This window comes from Flaviflexus salsibiostraticola (assembly GCF_003952265.1).
In the GTDB taxonomy this organism is placed as follows: domain Bacteria; phylum Actinomycetota; class Actinomycetes; order Actinomycetales; family Actinomycetaceae; genus Flaviflexus; species Flaviflexus salsibiostraticola.
Map to the genome: position 1 here is coordinate 623,436 of NZ_CP034438.1, position 17,064 is coordinate 640,499.

General features: G+C 65.9%; 18 protein-coding genes and 1 tRNA gene. 10 read left to right on the top strand and 9 right to left on the bottom strand.

Features of this window, described 5'->3' with window-relative positions; all coding sequences use genetic code 11:
* Positions 1–85 precede the first annotated feature (85 nt).
* The 10 genes from EJO69_RS02940 (at position 86) to EJO69_RS02985 (ending at position 9,983) form a co-directional block, all read left to right on the top strand.
* The gene (locus tag EJO69_RS02940) at positions 86–292 is read left to right on the top strand and encodes a hypothetical protein (RefSeq protein WP_126039022.1); all 207 of its coding nucleotides are present in this window, start codon (positions 86–88) and stop codon (positions 290–292) included.
* Positions 264–2,504, top strand: a complete 2,241-nt coding sequence (locus EJO69_RS02945; protein WP_126039025.1) for a type IV secretory system conjugative DNA transfer family protein — start codon at positions 264–266, stop codon at positions 2,502–2,504. Before EJO69_RS02940 ends, EJO69_RS02945 begins: the two co-directional genes overlap by 29 nt.
* Before the next feature lie 235 nt (positions 2,505–2,739).
* Positions 2,740–3,555 carry a replication-relaxation family protein gene (locus tag EJO69_RS02950; RefSeq protein WP_126039028.1) on the top strand — a complete coding sequence of 272 codons (816 nt, stop codon included), beginning with the start codon at positions 2,740–2,742 and terminating at the stop codon, positions 3,553–3,555.
* 88 nt (positions 3,556–3,643) lie between these two features.
* On the top strand, positions 3,644–3,994 hold the full coding sequence (locus tag EJO69_RS02955) for a hypothetical protein (protein ID WP_126039031.1): 351 nt from the start codon (positions 3,644–3,646) through the stop codon (positions 3,992–3,994).
* The gene (locus tag EJO69_RS02960; protein ID WP_126039034.1) at positions 3,995–4,777 is read left to right on the top strand and encodes a hypothetical protein; all 783 of its coding nucleotides are present in this window, start codon (positions 3,995–3,997) and stop codon (positions 4,775–4,777) included.
* 293 nt (positions 4,778–5,070) lie between these two features.
* Positions 5,071–5,460 (top strand): helix-turn-helix domain-containing protein, encoded by a 390-nt coding sequence (locus tag EJO69_RS02965; protein WP_126039037.1) that lies wholly within the window; start codon positions 5,071–5,073, stop codon positions 5,458–5,460.
* A 67-nt stretch (positions 5,461–5,527) separates the two neighbouring features.
* Positions 5,528–6,142 carry an ImmA/IrrE family metallo-endopeptidase gene (locus EJO69_RS02970; protein ID WP_126039040.1) on the top strand — a complete coding sequence of 205 codons (615 nt, stop codon included), beginning with the start codon at positions 5,528–5,530 and terminating at the stop codon, positions 6,140–6,142.
* Between the two features lie 2 nt (positions 6,143–6,144).
* Positions 6,145–6,384 (top strand): helix-turn-helix domain-containing protein, encoded by a 240-nt coding sequence (locus tag EJO69_RS02975; RefSeq protein ID WP_245993812.1) that lies wholly within the window; start codon positions 6,145–6,147, stop codon positions 6,382–6,384.
* Positions 6,385–6,409: 25 nt separating this feature from the next.
* Positions 6,410–7,963: a tyrosine-type recombinase/integrase gene (locus tag EJO69_RS02980; protein WP_164519850.1), complete on the top strand. Its 1,554-nt coding sequence runs from the start codon at positions 6,410–6,412 to the stop codon at positions 7,961–7,963.
* A 169-nt stretch (positions 7,964–8,132) separates the two neighbouring features.
* Complete coding sequence (locus tag EJO69_RS02985) at positions 8,133–9,983, top strand: recombinase family protein (protein WP_164519851.1); 1,851 nt, start codon at positions 8,133–8,135, stop codon at positions 9,981–9,983.
* Here EJO69_RS02985 and EJO69_RS02990 read toward each other — a convergent pair.
* From EJO69_RS02990 to EJO69_RS03030, 9 genes are all read right to left on the bottom strand, one after another.
* Positions 9,946–10,022: transfer RNA gene (locus EJO69_RS02990), tRNA-Pro, on the bottom strand. The genes EJO69_RS02985 and EJO69_RS02990 overlap by 38 nt on opposite strands.
* Positions 10,023–10,107: 85 nt before the next feature.
* Positions 10,108–10,872, bottom strand: a complete 765-nt coding sequence (locus EJO69_RS02995; RefSeq protein WP_126039050.1) for a dimethylarginine dimethylaminohydrolase family protein — start codon at positions 10,870–10,872, stop codon at positions 10,108–10,110.
* A gap of 3 nt (positions 10,873–10,875) precedes the next feature.
* A complete protein-coding gene (gene der / locus EJO69_RS03000; RefSeq protein ID WP_126039053.1) occupies positions 10,876–12,312 on the bottom strand; it encodes a ribosome biogenesis GTPase Der in 1,437 nt (478 codons plus the stop codon).
* Positions 12,309–13,001 carry a (d)CMP kinase gene (gene cmk, locus EJO69_RS03005; protein WP_126039056.1) on the bottom strand — a complete coding sequence of 231 codons (693 nt, stop codon included), beginning with the start codon at positions 12,999–13,001 and terminating at the stop codon, positions 12,309–12,311. The genes der and cmk overlap by 4 nt, the downstream gene beginning before the upstream one ends.
* On the bottom strand, positions 13,001–14,083 hold the full coding sequence (locus EJO69_RS03010) for a prephenate dehydrogenase (protein ID WP_245993734.1): 1,083 nt from the start codon (positions 14,081–14,083) through the stop codon (positions 13,001–13,003). The genes cmk and EJO69_RS03010 overlap by 1 nt, the downstream gene beginning before the upstream one ends.
* On the bottom strand, positions 14,080–14,808 hold the full coding sequence (locus EJO69_RS03015) for a pseudouridine synthase (RefSeq protein WP_126039061.1): 729 nt from the start codon (positions 14,806–14,808) through the stop codon (positions 14,080–14,082). Before EJO69_RS03015 ends, EJO69_RS03010 begins: the two co-directional genes overlap by 4 nt.
* Positions 14,805–15,449: an SMC-Scp complex subunit ScpB gene (gene scpB, locus EJO69_RS03020; RefSeq protein WP_126039063.1), complete on the bottom strand. Its 645-nt coding sequence runs from the start codon at positions 15,447–15,449 to the stop codon at positions 14,805–14,807. The genes EJO69_RS03015 and scpB overlap by 4 nt, the downstream gene beginning before the upstream one ends.
* A complete protein-coding gene (locus EJO69_RS03025) occupies positions 15,437–16,201 on the bottom strand; it encodes a segregation and condensation protein A (RefSeq protein WP_164519852.1) in 765 nt (254 codons plus the stop codon). The genes scpB and EJO69_RS03025 overlap by 13 nt, the downstream gene beginning before the upstream one ends.
* Positions 16,194–17,054 (bottom strand): ParA family protein, encoded by an 861-nt coding sequence (locus EJO69_RS03030; RefSeq protein ID WP_425454735.1) that lies wholly within the window; start codon positions 17,052–17,054, stop codon positions 16,194–16,196. The genes EJO69_RS03025 and EJO69_RS03030 overlap by 8 nt, the downstream gene beginning before the upstream one ends.
* Between the last annotated feature and the right edge of the window lie 10 nt (positions 17,055–17,064).

A 17,064-nucleotide genomic window follows, 5' to 3' on the forward strand; every position in this document is an offset into this window, starting at 1 on the left:
CATCTCACTTCGGGAGGTGTCCGCGATGCCTAAGCCCTCCCCACGCCGCAGGCGGAGAAGTAGCACGGGATCACTGCCAGTCCGTGTGACCAGCCTGCGCTTCAATCCGGCCGATCCCTCCCGGCTCGCCAATGCCTTGCTGCTGAACGCATCAGAGCAGGCGGCGCGCCTGGAAGGGAAGCCTCGGCCGTTCCTCGCCGGCATCGACCGGCTGAGCGACATCACCACGAACACCACCAACACGCAACGAAAGGAGCAGACCAATGACGATCACCCCGACACCAGCACATAGCCCGGTCGCCGATGCCAGCGGACTGGTCTACTCCCGACTGTTTCTGCCAACGCCGCTCGAACTGTCCCAGGCGGGGCAGTTCCTGCGGCGACTGGCGGCCGAACGCCGCCCCCACCGGATCGTCCTGGAGACCCTCGCCACACCGGGCGGCATCCTCCACCTGATCGGAACAGAGGCGACGCACATCCACCAGCTCCGCCGCCTGCTCGGGGATCTCATCCCCGGCGTCGTGATGGCCGGTCTGGGCAGTGAGCAGCGCATCGCCCCGGTCTCGGTCGGACGCATCACGGTGAAGCCAGCCGGCCTGCCGCTCGAGGCATCGGCAGCGGAGCAGGCAACCAGGGCGCTCTACTCGGCGCTCTCGCATCGGCTCCATACAGGCGAGGCCATCTGCCTCCAGGTCGTGCTCGGCCACGGCATCCATCCAGCGCACACTCCGGCGAAGATCGCCGATCCGAGACCGCTCGGCATCTGGCAGGCGCTCACGACCGGCACGACACCGGCACCAACCGACCTGCGTTCTCGGATCCGTGACCGCCAGTCCGACTACGGGCTCCAGGTCAGCATCCGAGTCGCAGCGGCAGGAGATGATCCGGCCAGGCGGCAGCGTTTCATCTTCGAGGTGCTCTCCGCGCTGTCCATCCTGGAAGCGCCCGGCGTGGACGTTGCCGCCTCCCGCGACAAGCCCGAACGCTTCACCCGCGCTGTGCTTCATCGTCCACTGCGGTTGTCGGTGACGGAGCTGGTCGGTGTTACGGGGTGGCCGGTGGGCGCCGAGCGTCTGCCGGGCATGCCGCCTGGGCATCCGAAGCTGCTCCGGCTTGACCCGGCAGCGAACTCGACCGAGCGCGTCTTCGCTCGTTCAGCCATCCCCGGTGACGAACGGCTCGTCGGCATCACCCGAGCCGATTCCGGCATGCATGGGATCGCCGTTGGCCCCACCGGCGTCGGCAAGTCCACCGCCCTGGAGCACCTCATCCTCGCCTCCATCCGAGACGGCGATGCCGTCGCCGTGATTGACCCCAAGAGCGAGATGCCCGAGTTTCTGCGCGCCCGGATCCCCCGGGAGCGGTGGAAGGACATCCGCGAGATCGACGGTGCGGCCGGTGAGCCACTCGGCTTCAACCCGCTCGACGCCACCGGACGCGACCCCGATGTCGTCGCCGATGGCATCCTGGCGGTGTTCGCCAAGATCTTCTCAAGCGGCTGGGGCCCTCGAACGGCGGACATTTACTCGGCGTCGCTGCGCACCCTGATCCGTGCCTCCGATCCGAAAGTTCCGAGCACGTTGCTCGACCTGCCCCGGCTCTGGACGGATGACCGCTACCGACGCCGGCTGGTCGCCGCCGTCCCGAGCGACCCTGGGCTGGCCGGGTTCTGGGCCTGGTTCGACGCGCTGAAGCCAGCGCAGCGGATGAACGTGCTCGCCGCGCCGATGAACAAGCTCCGCCAGGTGCTCCTCAAGCCCGCGGCGGTGAAGATCCTCGGGCAGCGCAACCCCGGCTTCCGGCTCCGGGACATCTTCCGGGACCGACTCATCGTCATCCTGCCGACCAATCCGGCGCTCATGGGTGAGGAGACCGCCGCCCTGATCTCTGCGCTGGCCATCGCGGACGTCTGGCAGGCAGTCCAGGAGCGCGTCACCGACCCGGAGCGCTCGAAGCATCAGGGGCATGTGTTCGTCGACGAAGCCGACCGACTCATGCACCTGCCGGTCTCCCTCAGCGACGCACTCGCCCGCAGCCGCTCCATGCACGTGTCGTGGTGGCTGGCCGTACAGGGGTGGCACCAGATGCCCACCGAGATGCAATCCGCCGCGAAGACCAACGCCCGAACGAAGCTCATCTTCAAGGCCGAGGACGACGACGAAGCGAAGGTCATCGCCCGCATGGCGCCCGAGCTCGAGCCGATCGATCTACTCAAGCTCGACCGCTTCCAGGCGTATCTGAAGCCGGTTATCCAAGGAGTGACCCGCGACTGGGCGCTCGTACAGACCCTTCCACCCGAGCCCGCCCAGCACGATCCGGACGAAGTGCTGGCCGCATCCCGTGAAGCGTGCCCACCGTCCGCGCCGGACAACTACACGCCGCAGGCGACGCCGTCCACCGATGAGGACGAGCAGTCCGCAGCGACGGAGACCGGCGACAGCGAGACGAACACGGAAGGTGCAGCGGACGAGGTGTTCGGCGTGAAGAAGAGGAGGCGGCAATGAGGAGAGAGTTTCGGAATGAAGTGAAGCAGCGTCCTCTCTGTCCTGCCGCCCGTCCTATCGACCGTCCAGCCACGTTGCCCATGCACCAGCGATTTCCGCACAGTTCGGGCCGTCTCGGCCCCCTACGGGATGGGACTCACCCCTGTTCCAGGGGTGACGCGCGGCTCCGCCAGGTCGTCGCCCAGGCCAGCATGATGGCTCGCTTCCGAGCCGCCTTCGGCAGACAGGAGGCGTCATGATGCCACCGACCACAGACGCACTCATAGCGAAGCTGTCGCCTCGGGATCTGGCGATCCTCGACGACCTCCAGCAATTCCGATTGCTCTCGACTCGGCACATCCAGCGACTGCATTTCCCGATCGCGCCAGATACTCATCGCACCGCAGCAGGCGCGACCAAGGCGACCTGGCGGGTACTGACGCGGCTGGAGCGGGACGGACTCATCTCGCACCTCCAGGGCCGGATCGGCGGTGTGCGGCAGGGCAGCCAGGGCTACGTCTGGCAGCTCGGCTCCACCGGCGAACGCCTGCAACGGCAGCGACACGGCTACAAGACCCGTCGCCGCTATACCGCCCCGAGTCAGCCGTTCATGGAGCACCGGGCCGCGGTCAATGACCTCGTCGTCCGGCTCCGCGAGTTGCAACGCGAGGGCGATATCGAGCGGGTCGAGGTGGAGGCAGAGCCGCAGTGCTGGCGCACCTACACCGGCCCGCACGGCGTCCCGCAGACCCTCAAGCCGGATCTGTATGCCGTGATCACCCGCGGAGAGTACGAGAACCACTGGTTCATCGAGGTAGACCTCGCCTCCGAGCACCTCCCGCAGATCGTCCGCAAGGCAGGCGTCTACCGTGCACACGCCGCGACTGGGCTCGAACAGCGGCGCCTCGGCATCTACCCAGCGGTGCTGTGGATCACGACCGATCCGCCCCGGGTTGCCGCCATGCGTGCCGCACTGCGTACCGATCCGGGACTGCCGAAAGGCATGTTCACCGTCATCGCCGCGAGCGAGGTTGACGCGTTCCTGCGCGGTAGCGAGGGAGGTGCTGGATGAGCCTGCCGCACCACTTCAACCCGCCACCGAGCGCTCCGGGATAGGGGCAGGGAGGGAGACATCACCTAAACGAAAGGACTACATCACCATGACAATTCATCACGAACGAGACCTGCGTCGCATCGCGCGCGGTCTCGACCAGGAATCCCGCATGCGAGAGCACATCGGACGACTCCTCGAGGAAGGCCACCCGATCACCCGGGAGACGGCTCGTCTCATCGCCGCTTGCATCCACAGCGGAGACGGCTCCGCCCTGGAGCGCTTCGCTGCCTCCGACCAGCTCGACACCGCAGCTGCGCTTGCCGAACTCACCTCGATCCGAGTGCCGAGCTACCAGACCGGCTGGGTCATCGCGCTGTGGACGTTCCTCGAAGTGGAATCCGACGTCGAACCGCTCGGCGCCCTTCAAACGGCACCCGCTGCACAGGAGGGCTGGTAGATGGAACGCTTCCGAGCACGACACAAGCAGCCAGAGAACGACTACAACGTCGACCTCGACGAAGCCGTGAAGCCCGAGAACCTCACCGGCGACGGCGAAGTACGAGCCAAAGCCTCCGGTGCAATCGCGGCAGAACTCGTCCGCTATGCCGGCCTCGACGAGAACTCCGCGCTGGCGCGCTACGCCACGACCGGACGAGGGCGCAACGAGGAACTCCGCGAGGAGTACCTCCTGATCCACCACGACCCCAGCGCACCAGAACCGATCCGTGAGCTGGTCGCCTGGTTCGCCAGCGGCGTCATCGCTGCTGAGAACACCTACGGACGCTTCCCGCACCGGCCGCACGGCCAGACACCATCCCTCCGCGCGATCCTCTGGGAAACCAGCACCGGCGAGGGTAAGGAAGCGATCGCCGTCAACGTGCCGGCCGACACTCCGACGGAGATCATCCGGAGGTTGCGTGACCGCCTCACACCGCTGCTGGACGAGCTGGGCGCACCGTTCGAGGCGTTCCTGAAACTGCCCGACGTAAACGCCACGGCCGACAACCTCCAGAAGACGTTCCAGGACTTCTATATAGGCAGCTTCGACGACCGCGAAGCGCTCGTCCGTGAACTCACCGAATACAACCAATGGGAGGAGGAGATCACCAAGCTCTGCCACCAGCACGGCATCCCCGAAGGTGTCGTGACGATCGACCTCGACGAGCTGTGGCACTACGTCGAGGGCGGCTGGGACATCATCCCCGGCATCGACGGGCGTCTCCACGTCTTCATGACGTAGGCCGCCCGGAGCGCCCACCAAACGACGCATATCCGCTGCTTGTTGCGAAAAGCACTACGCCTACGCGGATCGCGTCGTCATCCAATGGCGATCTGCTCGCTTCGCTACCTGTAGCGGCGTGACAGAGAACGCCTACACCACATCCATCTATTACCAGCACCCATCACTGCATATGCATCTCGGAAGTTCGCCAACGGCAGACCCGTAAAACGTTGTAGAAAATGCCTTTGACCGGGACTTATTGCGAGCAGCGAGGTAAAATAGCGAGAGTAATGTAAACGGAGATTACCGCAATGAACAACGCGGAAGAACCCACAACCAAGCTTGGCGAATTCATCCGCCAGAAGCGCATCGAAAAGGATCTCTCGATCCGGAAGCTCGCCGAGCTGTCAGGTGTCGTGAACAACACCGTCTGGCGTATCGAGCACGGCGAGATCGTCCAACCTCGACCGGAGATCCTCACCGCGATCGCCCGCTCGCTCAGCATCCCCGCAGCCGACCTGTACGCACTGGTCGACTACCCGTCGCTCACCAAGCTCCCGTCCTTCGGGGCATACCTCCGCGCTCGCTACCAGGAGCTCACTCCGAGCCAGGTCGCCCAGCTCGAGGGCTACTTCGCTGCCATAGCGCAGCAGAGCGGCATCAACCTCGACGGGCCAGAGCCCGGCGAAGACGAGTTCTAGGCAGCAGACGACGAGACGTATCAGTGATGGCTAACTCCCCGGGTGGGAATGAGAGGAGGAGAACTTCATGACATACCAAATCGGCGAGCTGACTGAGCAGGCGCCTCGAGTGCCCTCGGGCCTCATCCGGTGCCTGCGCAACCTCGCTCGCGAACACCGCGCCCGCCCGGTCAGCTGGGTTGCCGCCCAGCGCATCGCAGCCCGCCAAGGCGCACTCGTCGCCCGAGAAGCGGCCATCCGGAACATCACCGTCGATGTCCTCGTCGCCAGCCTCCCGCAGGTGAAAGTCGAAACGGATCGCGAGCTGCCGGCCTCCGGGCTTGCCGTCTGGAACCGGGACGAACGCACCTGGATCATCCGACTCAACGCCAAGGACGCCCCGGAACGACAGCGCTTCACGCTGCTGCACGAGTTCAAGCACATCCTTGATCACAACACCAGCGTGCACCTCTACGACCCGCGCTACCTCAGCGGGCACGCCCAAGCCGAGATGGCAGCCGATGGCTTCGCCTCAGCCGCCCTCATGCCCGCACGCGTCGTTCGTCGCCTCGTCAAACGAGACCGCTGCGACGTCGTCGAACTCGCCCGCAGACTCCGCGTCAGCCGCGACCGCGCGGCCCTACGGCTGTCCGACCTGAATCTGCAAGCAACGAAAACCACGAGAGGAGGGAACCCATCGTGACCATGACCAACATTCACCAACCAGGCGAACGCGCCGTCCACCACGATGCGCCCCGCCTCTACACGCTCGACGAGGCCGGGCAGGTGCTGCGCGTCAGCAAGTGGACAGTCCAGCGCCTCATCCAACGCGAACTGCTCGGCTCCGTGAAGGTGGGCGTCCGAACGCTCGTGCCTGCAGAGGACATCGAGCGCTACATCGCCGAGCAAAGCACCGGCCGCATCCGTGGAGGCTTTCATGGGTAGGCGAGCCAACGGCGAAGGAACCCTGGTGCGGCGCGGAGACGGCCGCTGGCAGGCTTCTGGCTACGTGCTTGTCGCCGGTGGCGGCCGCAAGCGCGTCCACTTCTACGGCACGACTCAGCAGGCCGCACGAGAGAAGCTCCAGGCGGCGCTCGAGCAGGCACGCCGCAACATACCTGTGCCGGAAACGAGCTGGAGTGTGGGGCGGTACCTCGATTACTGGATGCGTACGGTCGTGCCGATCAAGACCAGGCCACGCACAGCCGAACTGTACGAGTCGACGGTTCGGCTCTACATCTCGCCGTTCATCGGCAAGAAGCGCCTCGACAAGCTCTCCGTCCAGGACGTCCAGGAACTCATCAACCGCCTCTACGCCGACGGCAACTCCGAACGCACCCTGCACCGCGTCCGCACCGTGCTCTCGTCAGCACTCAGCCGGGCCGAGAAGGAGGAACTGGTCTACCGCAACGTCGCCCGCCTGATCGACCTGCCCAAGTACGAGCGCAAGGCGATCACACCTTGGACGGGCGAGCAGGCCACAGCTTTCCTCGCAGCCTGCGCGGGGCACCGCTGGGAGATCGGCTACCACCTGCTGCTCACCTACGGCATGCGCCGCGGCGAGGTACTCGGGCTGCGCTGGAGCGACATCGACTTCGAAGGCGACATCATCCACGTCCGGCAGCAACTGCAGCGCATCCACGGCCTGCTGCAAACCGGGCCGGTCAAGACCAGCGCCGGCAAGCGCGACCTGCCGCTCCTGCCGAGCATTCGCGAGATGCTTCTGCAACTCCGCGAGATGCAGGCGCCCGGAGCCGACGATCTCGTCCTACTCAGCTCGACGGGCACACCAGTCGATCCGAAGAACTTCGTGCGCACCTTCCACGAGATCCGCGACCGGGCAGGCCTGCCACGTATCACCGTGCACCATACGCGCCATACGGCCGCGACGCTCCTGAAGAACCTCGGCGTCCCTGTACGCGACGTCCAGCTCATCCTCGGGCACTCGAACATCACGACAACGCAGGAGATCTACCAGCACGGTGACGTCACCGGCCAACGCGAAGCGCTCGAACGAGTCGCCGCAGCTCTCACGGCACCGCGCCAGACGAGTGCAGCATCGGGCAGCCTGGAGCACGCCGCATCAGGGAATTGTTGTCAGGAATGGTTGTCAAATGGCTGTCATGCCATCGAATGCGAAGAAGGGCAAGCAAAGAAAAACCGCCGATCAACGGGGGTCGATACGGCGGAATTTCTTGGAGGGCCAGGAGGGGCTCGAACCCTCGACACCCTGCTTAAGAGCCTGACTTGTCACCTTTTGGTGGACGCCCCGACCCCTGTTATTCGGAGCATCAGCGAGCAGGCAAAAGCACGAATTATTGGCTCTGTTGCTGTCAGAAACAGTTGTCAAACCGTCCTGCCGAACGTTCGCCAAAACGAGCGCATGACTCTCCAAGCACAACATCATCTCGCCCTCCGTCGCTCGTGCAACGCCGCACTCATGACCAAGCTCAGTCGGGCATCGTTCCCGCTATCGCTGTTGCCCACAACGCCTCTGCTGGGCGATCAGAAAGGGGGCAGGTAATGGATACAGCCATGCAGACGAAGAGTCGTGATGACTTCTCCATTTTACCATTTCGTGCCCTTGTGAACAGAAATTCATGCCATTCCACTGCAGAGCGCCTCGTCGCTCATCAAACACGCCTGACGCTTCCCGCCACACCGCTCATGCCCGAGAAGAAGGAGCCCCGTCCATGACGCTCTACGACGAGACCCCACCCATCCCGCACCCCGACCAACTCCACTTCGAGACCATCGACGTCAGCACCGGGCAGCCCGTCGATGACGTGCCAGTAGGCAAGCGGGCAGTGATCTACCTGCGCGTCTCCACACCGAGCCAGGTCAACACCGACTACGACCCGGAAGGTATCTCCCTCCCAGCGCAGCGCAAGGCCTGTTACCGCAAGGCCGACCAGCTCGGCATCACCATCATCGACGAGTACATCGAACCCGGCCGCTCCGCTCGGGAGATGACCAAGCGACTGGCCTTCCAGCAGATGCTCGAACGCATCCGCACCGAGCGGGACGTCGACTACGTCATCATCTACAAACTCTCCCGCATGGCGAGGAACCGCTTTGACGACGCCATCGTCGGTGCGGAACTGAAGAAGCGCGGCGTCACCCTCATCTCCGCCACCGAGTCGATCGACGAGACTCCGGTCGGGCAGCTCATGCACGGCATCCTCGCCGCGTTCAATGAGTTCCGCTCCGCCGAGGAGGGCGCCGACATCGCCTACAAGATGGGCGAGAAGGCCAAGAAGGGCGGCACGCTCGGCAAAGCACCCATCGGCTACATCAACACCATCGATCGCATCGACGGCCGCGAGATCCGCGCCGTCGCCATCGACGAGGAGCGTGCGCCCCTCGTCCGGCTGGCGTTCGAAATGTACGCCGCAGGCGAGGCAACCCTGGAAGACATCCAGAACGAACTCACCGACCGAGGCCTGCGCACCCGACCCACCCAGCGCCGCCCCGCAGGCCCCGTCTCCGTCTCGAAGATCCACCAGATGCTCCAGGACCCGTACTACGTCGGGATTGTCACGTACAAGGGCGAGGAGTACCCCGGACGGCACGAACCGCTCATCGATCGGGAGCTGTTCGACCAGGTGCAAGACCTTCTGGCCTCACGCGGCAGGGCAGGCGAGCGCCGCCGTGTCGTGCACCACTACCTCAAGGGCACCCTGTGGTGCGGCGCCTGCTGGCGACGCGACAAGTCCATCCGCCGCATGATCGTGCGCCGCACCATCTCCCGCAGCGGCGAGGAGTACCTGTACTTCTTCTGCCGCGGCACCCAGGACGGCTTCTGCGACGCCAAGTACTCCAACGTCCATCGCATCGAACGCGCCGTCGAGGAGCACTACCGCACCGTCCAGTTCAGCCCCGACTTCCTCCAGGCCATGCGCCAGACCCTCGACGACGCCCTCGCCGAGCAGGAAGCCTCACAGCGCGCACTGAAGGAGCAGCTCAAAGGGCAACTCGAGCGCCTGGACGCCCAGGAGAGCAACCTCCTGGAGCTGGCCGTCGACGACACCATCCCGAAGGAGAAGATCCGCGCCAAGCTGCGCGAGATCGGCACTGAGCGCGAACGCCTCACCGCCCAGCTCCAGGCCACCGTCGACACCCTCAAGGACGCCGTCGAGTTCATCGAGACCAACCTGCGCCTGCTCGAGGATCCCTACGAGCTGTACATGAACGCCAGCGACGAAGTCCGCCGTCGCCTCAACCAGGCCATCTTCAAGCACATCTTCATCGACCACGACGAGATCATCGATCACGACCTCGAAGACCCGTTCGGTGATCTGTTCACCGTCCAGACGATCTACCACGCCAGCACCATCGGAGCACCGCCTGGCCGCCTGCACGACCTCGCCCAGGCATCCTGGGCCAAGCACTACCAGACCACGAAGAAGAAGGGAGCCGCCCGCATGGGCGACTCCCTTACTTCGTTGACCCTGGAAGCTCCTCCAAACCCGGCCCATAGGGTCGGTGTTTGCAGTAAGCCTCACCTGGTCGGGCTGACAGGATTTGAACCTGCGACCCCTTGACCCCCAGTCAAGTGCGCTACCAAACTGCGCCACAGCCCGTTCGCTTTCGCGACTTCTCAAGATTAGCCCACGCCGACGCGGAATCTCCAATCCGACCGGCCCTCAGAAGGGTGGTCGTCGCCACTCATTCGCGGATTCGGATCGAGAGGCAGGTGACGCAGCCTTCCGTCTTCTCGAACTCCGTCATCGGGGTGGTGATGACATCGAAGCCATCGGCCTTGAGCATCGCCTCTGTCTGAGGGGCGGATGCGGACATGAGGACCGTGTCGCCACCGAGCAGGACGACCTGCGAGCCTTCGAATTCGGGGGTCCTGCGATATCCCGGGAAGTAGGACTCCGGCGGGGCGTAGGCGGGATGGGCGAGGAACGTGCCATCGGGCAGCGCCGTGATGGCGGACTTGAGGTGAAGGGCGTGCTGAACGGGGACGGGGATGATCGTCGGCTCGTATGCGGCGAGAGCCTTCCCGAGCCACTCGACCCCCTCCATATCCGACCGCGTCGACAGGCCGACCCAGACCGTGTCATCGAACTTGAGGATGTCGCCGCCCTCGAGGTAGGCCCAGTCGGCCAACCTCTTCATCTCAAAACCCAATCCCTCGAGCGTCTCGGCCACGGCCGCATGCTCAGGCTGGCGCGAGGGGTAGCGGAGCTTCGTCATGACGGCCGTGTTCCCGTAGACGAAGGCCGTGTCCTCAATGTAGACAGAGTCGGCGTAGTTCGGGGCAGGCTCGACCTCGATGACCTCGGTGTAGTCACGGAGGATCTCGCAGTAGTCCTCCCACTGAGCGAGAGCAAGAGCCGGGTCGGTCTCCTCGCGCTTGAGGTGCGTGAGCAGGCCGTTCTGGTGATTGGGAGAGGGTCGGCGCACAAGCGCCTTGAGCAGCCTCATCGTCTAGCTCCTCTTCCGTCGTTCTCGGACTCGGACTGAGATCTCGATTGGGGTTCCCGCGAAGTCGAAGGACTCGCGGAGCCGGTTCTCGATGAAGCGGCGGTAACCGTGGTCGAGGAACCCGGTCGTGAAGATGACGAACCTCGGCGGGCAGCTCGACGCCTGCGTGGCGAAGAGGATGCGGGGCTGCTTGCCGCCGCGCACGGGGTGCGGATGGGCGGCCGACAGCTCGCCGAGGAAGCTGTTGAGCTTCGCGGTGCTGATCCGGCGATGCCAGTTCTCGTACGCTGCGTTCATCGCCTTCGACAGCCGATTCGTGTGCCAGCCGGTCAGCGCCGACAGGTTGACGCGCTGCGCCCAGCTCAGCTGGACGAGCTCACGCTCGAGCTCCCGGTTGAACTCCTCCTGACGATCGACGTCGACAAGGTCCCACTTGTTCGCGATGATGACGAGGGCCCGCCCGGCATCGACGACCTGCTGGATGACGCGGACATCCTGCTCCGTCAGCGGCTCCGAGGCGTCGAGCAGAACGAGGCCGATGTCGGCCTTCTCGATCGCGCTCTGGGTGCGCAGGGAGGCGTAATAGTCCGCCCCGGTCGTCTGGTGGACGCGGCGGCGGATGCCGGCGGTGTCGATGAAGGTCCACGCCTCACCGTCGAGCTCGATCCGCTCATCGACCGGGTCACGCGTCGTCCCGGCGATCTCGTTGACGACGACGCGCTCCTCCCCCGCCAGTCGGTTGAGGAGCGAGGACTTGCCGACGTTCGGGCGGCCGACGAGGGCGACGCGGCGGGTGCCGCGGTCGATGCGGCGTCCGCCGACCTGGGACACCTCGGGAAGGACCTCCATGACGCGGTCGAGCAGATCGCCGGACGCACGGCCGTGAAGGGCGGAGACGGGATAGGGCTCACCGAGTCCGAGGGCCCACAGGTAGGCCGCATCAGCCTCCTGCATCTGCGAATCCACCTTGTTGGCGGCGAGGATGACCGGCTTACCAGAGGCTCTCAGGAGCTTGACGACCTCCTCATCGGTCGCCGTCGCGCCGACCGTGGCATCGACGACGAAGAGCACGGCATCCGCCTGCTCGATGGCGGCCTCAGCCTGCTGGGCGACCGACAGGTCGAGTCCCTCGACCTTGACCTCCCATCCACCCGTATCGACGACGATGAAGTCCCGACCGTTCCACGACGCCTCGTAGCGCACCCGGTCCCGGGTGACGCCCGGGGTGTCCTGGACGACGGCGACGCGCTTGCCGAGGATGCGGTTGATGAGCGTCGACTTGCCGACGTTGGGTCGGCCGATGATCGCGAGGACCGGCGGCAGCGGCCGTTCGGTGCGGGTGGGACCCTCCTCTCGCCATTCGAGCTCGGCGAGATCCTCCTCCGTGAGGTCGTACTGGTCGAGTGCGCTGCGAAGCGCCTCTGTCTGGTCATCGGTCATGTGACCCTCCCGGCGAGGTTCTCAATAGTCTCGACGACGTCGGAGATCGACATGGTCGAGGAGTCAATGGTGAAGACCCCATCAGCGGCCTCCAGGAACTGTGTGACGGCAGAATCCTGCCTGTCCCGTTCGGATACGATACCGCGCGTCTTCTCGATCGTCACGGCGTCGACGGTGCCGACGAGCTCTTTCGCGCGGCGGGCGAGACGCGCCTCCTCGGAGGCGGTCAGCAGGACCCGGAGGTCGGCGTCCGGCTTGACGACGGTCGTGATGTCCCGGCCCTCAGCGACGATGCCGCGGCCGTGCGAATACGAGTCGGGCTCGCCCTCGGCGGCGATGATGTCGCGCTGGAGGGCGATGAGGATGTCGCGCACGGGAAAGTAGGAGGAGACCCTCGAGACGACGCGGGAGAGCTCGGGGGTGCGGATGGCATCGGTGATGTCGTGGCCGGCGCAGAGGATGACCTGGTCGTCGGGGTCGACGGGGACCGTCAGCGGCATCTCCCGCACGGCCGCGATGACGGCATCCTCATCGGCCGGGTCGATGCGCTGGTCGAGCACCCACCAGGTCGCGGCGCGATACATCGCGCCGGTGTCGAGGTAGGCGAGGCCGTTGCGGCGGGCCACCTCCTTCGACACGGTGGACTTGCCCGAGCCGGACGGCCCGTCGATGGCGATCGTCGTCGACATCAGCTCTCCTCCATCTCAACCGAGGCGATTGTCCAGCCCCGCTCCTCGAGCCCGTCGGCGAGCGGCTTCGCCCGGGACGGGTTGACGCTGATCGCCGCGCGGCCGACGGGCTGCGCAGCCGAATGCTCGAGCGTGAGATCTTCGATGTTGACGCCGATCTCACCGGCCTCGGTGAAGAGCCGGCCGAGCTCGCCCGGCTTGTCGGGCACGAGCACGTAGACGGTCGCGTAGCGGACCGGCGCGCCGCCGTGCTTGCCGGGAATGCGGGAGACGCCGATATTGCCGTCGCTGATGACCTTCGCGACGCTCGCGACACCGGTGTAGGCGTTCTGCTCCGCCATGGTCTCGACCCCGTCGATGAGGGAGTCGAGGCGGGAGCGGACCTCTCGAAGGATGTCGGCGACGGAGCTCGGGTTGCCGGCGATGATCGTCGACCAGAGCTTCGGATCGGAGCCTGCGATGCGGGTGACGTCGCGCAGTCCCTGTCCCGCCAGGTCGAGGCTCGACGGCGGCGCATCGACGAGGGTCGCGGCGACGAGGGAGGACATGAGCTGCGGCACGTGGGAGACGCGGGCGACCGCGCTGTCGTGGGCGGCCGCGCTCATCTCGATCGGGAATCCGCCGACCTCCATGGCGATCCGCTTGACCGTCTCGACGGCGTCCGGGCGCGAGGTCTCGTGCGGGACGACAACCCAGGGCCGGCCGATGAAAAGGTCCCCATCGGCGGCGATCGCGCCGGAGCGTTCCCGTCCTGCCATGGGATGGGAGCCGACGTAGCGCTCCCTGCCGGAACCGACCTCGGCGAGAACAATGGCCTTGACGGAGGCGACGTCGGTGACGAGGGCATCCGGGAAGTCCGTGAGCGCGCGGTTGACGGTATCGGCCGCGACGTCGGGCGGTGTCGCGACGATGACGAGATCGGGGGCCGCCGACTCGTCGGTGACCTCCGTGCCCGCGCCGAGGTCCTGCGCGAGTGCGGCAGTCATCGGCGACGCATCCTCAAGCTGGATCTCGTGCCGAGGGGACAGTGCGAGACCGAGTGAGGTGCCCAGCAGCCCCGTGCCGATGATCCGAATGATCACAGGTCGACCGATTTCATGAGGGCACCGAGCTCGCTGCCCCCGACGATACGCGTGCGGCCCGGCTTGAGCCTGCCGAGGGTGATGGTGCCGAAGGAGGTCCGGACGAGCCGGACGACGGGAAGGCCCGCCGCCTCAAACATGCGGCGCACGACGCGGTTCGCGCCGGAATGCAGGGTGATCTCGACGATCGAGTTCGGCAGGCCCATCTCGATGATCTTGACCGCATCGGCCTTGACGAGGCCCTCCTCGAGGTTGACGCCGTTCTCGAGGGTGCGCTGAAGGGTGCGGTTGACCTGGCCCTCCACCGTGGCGACGTACGTCTTGGGCACCTCGTAGGACGGGTGGGTGAGACGGTGCGTGAGCTCGCCATCGTTCGAGAGAAGGATGAGGCCCTCGGTCTCCTGGTCAAGCCTGCCGACGTGGTAGAGGCGCTCGGTGCGGTCCTCGACGTACTGGGCCAGCGACGGCCTGCGCATGTCGTCCTCCATCGTCGAGACGACGCCGGCCGGCTTGTGCAGCGCAATCGTCACCTTCGACTCGTCGAACGTCACGCGCTCACCATCGACCCGGATCACCTGGCCGGGCATCACCCGGGTGCCGAGCCTCGTCACGGTCTTCCCGTCGACAGAGACGCGGCCCCGTTCAATCATCTCTTCGCAGGCGCGACGTGAACCCACGCCGGCATGCGCCATCGCCTTCTGCAGCCGCTCGCCCTGTTCGCTCATCGTCGATCCTTCTCCATCTCATCCAGCTCATCGAGCTCTGGCAGGTGCGGGGCCGTCGGCGGCAGTTCCGCAAGCGACGTCATCCCCATTTTCTCAAGAAAATATCCAGTAGTACCATACAGGACGGCGCCACTGCCCTCCTGACCGGTGGGCTCGATGAGGCCCCGGGTTGTGAGGGTCCGCACGACGCCGTCGACGTTGACGCCGCGGATCTCGGCGATCTGGGAGCGGGTGACGGGCTGGCGGTAGGCGATGACGGCGAGAGTCTCGAGCGCGGGGCCCGAGAGGCGTGATGACTGTCCCCACGTGACAAATGCCGCAACGGCGTCCGCAAGCCGGGGCGAGGAGTAGATCCGCCACCCCTCCCCCGCCTCACGCAGCTCGAAACCGCGCCGTGTGCCCGTCTCGCCGCGATAGTCGGCCGCGAGCGCCCGCAGCTGACGATCAATCAGTGACTCGGGCACGCCGAGCACCTGGGACAGGTGCCGCGTGGAGACCGGCTCGGTCACGACCATGAGGATCGCCTCGAGGACCTCCCGCAGCTCTCCACTGGAGACCTCCCCCGCCTCGAGGGGCGTGTCCTCGGAGGCGCCCGGGCGCCTCGCGTCGAGCTCGGCCTGGTCGAGGTTCACGCTGTCCATAGGACCTCCAGTTCTGACAGTGCCGCGTCCTGGCGGATGTCGACAGACCTCTGTCTCAGCAGCTCGAGCACGGCGAGGAATCGGGCGACAACGGCGGCCGCGCTCGGAGCATCGTCGCAGAGCTCTCTGAAGGTGACGGCCCCCCGGCCGGCGAGCCGGACCCTGAGGACCTCGACCTGGGAGTCGACGGAGACGAGCGGGGCATGGAGATGGTCGAGGCGGATCTCGGGGGTCGACGTGTCGCGCTCGAGGGCGCGGCGCGCCAGGACCGCGAGCCCCTCCGGAGTGATCCGAAGGTCGATCTCGGGCATGAGGGCCGCGAACTCCTGCTCGAGCGGCACGTCGCGGGGCACCGCGAGGGAATTCTCCGCGAGCGTGCGGGTGATGAGGACCGCGAGGTCTTTGTAGGCCTTGTACTGGAGGAGTTTCGCGAAGAGAAGATCGCGGGCCTCGAGCAGCTCAAGATCCTCGTCGTCGTCCTGCTCGCTCGGCAGGAGCCGGGCGGCCTTGAGTGCGAGGAGTGTCGAGGCGATGAGGAGGAACTCGCTCGCCTGCGAGAGGTCCATCTCCGCCCGCGCCCGGGCGTGGGCGAGGAACTCGTCGGTCACCTCGGCGAGTGCGACGTCGGTGATGTCGAGACGCCGCTTGGCGATGAGGGAGAGAAGAACGTCGAAGGGGCCGGAGAAGATGTCGAGGCTGACGTCGAATCCGAGGGTCCCCTCGGTCTCGAAGAGAGTCTCCTGTCTACGCACTGTGGCCGCGGGCGATGACTTCACGGGCGAGCCGGCGGTAGGCGTGCGCGCCGGGGTGGGAGGGGGCGTACGACGTGATCGGCTCCGCCGCGATCGTCGCATCCGGGAACTTGACCGTGCGGGCGATCTTTGTGTTGAACACCTTGTCGCCGAAGCCCTCTTCGACCGAGGCGATGACCTCGCGAGAGTGGAGGGTCCGCATGTCGACCATCGTGAGCAGCACACCGTCGAGGCGCAGCTTCGGGTTAAGGCGCTCGGTGACGCGTTCGATCTGTTCGACGAGGAGCGCGACGCCCCTCATGGCGAAGTATTCGGCCTCGAGGGGGATGAGGACGCCGTGGGCGGCCGTGAGCGCGTTGACGGTCAGCAGGCCGAGTGAGGGCTGGCAGTCGATGATGATGACGTCGTAGTCGTCCATGACGGGGCGCAGCACCCGGGCGAGCGTCTGCTCCCTGCCGACCTCCGTGACGAGCTGGATCTCCGCGGCCGACAGATCAATGTTCGCGGGTACGAGGTCGAGGCCGTCGACCGAGGTCTCGTGGATGATCTCGTCGATGTTCGGCTTGGCGGCGAGCAGTTCCGTGTAGATCGTGCGGTCGAGGCCGCGTGCGTTGATGCCGAGGCCGGCGGAGGCCGCCCCCTGCGGGTCGAAGTCGACGAGGAGGACCCGACGGCCATACTCAGCGAGCGCAGCCGCGAGATTGATGGACGTCGTCGTCTTGCCGACGCCGCCCTTCTGGTTGCACATGGCGATGATGCGGGCCGGCCCGTGCCCGTCCAAATCCGGCGGGTACGGGAAGTCGTCGCCGGTCGGGTCGCTGATGAGCGGAGGCTGCTTGGGGTTCTCGGTCACCCCTCAACAA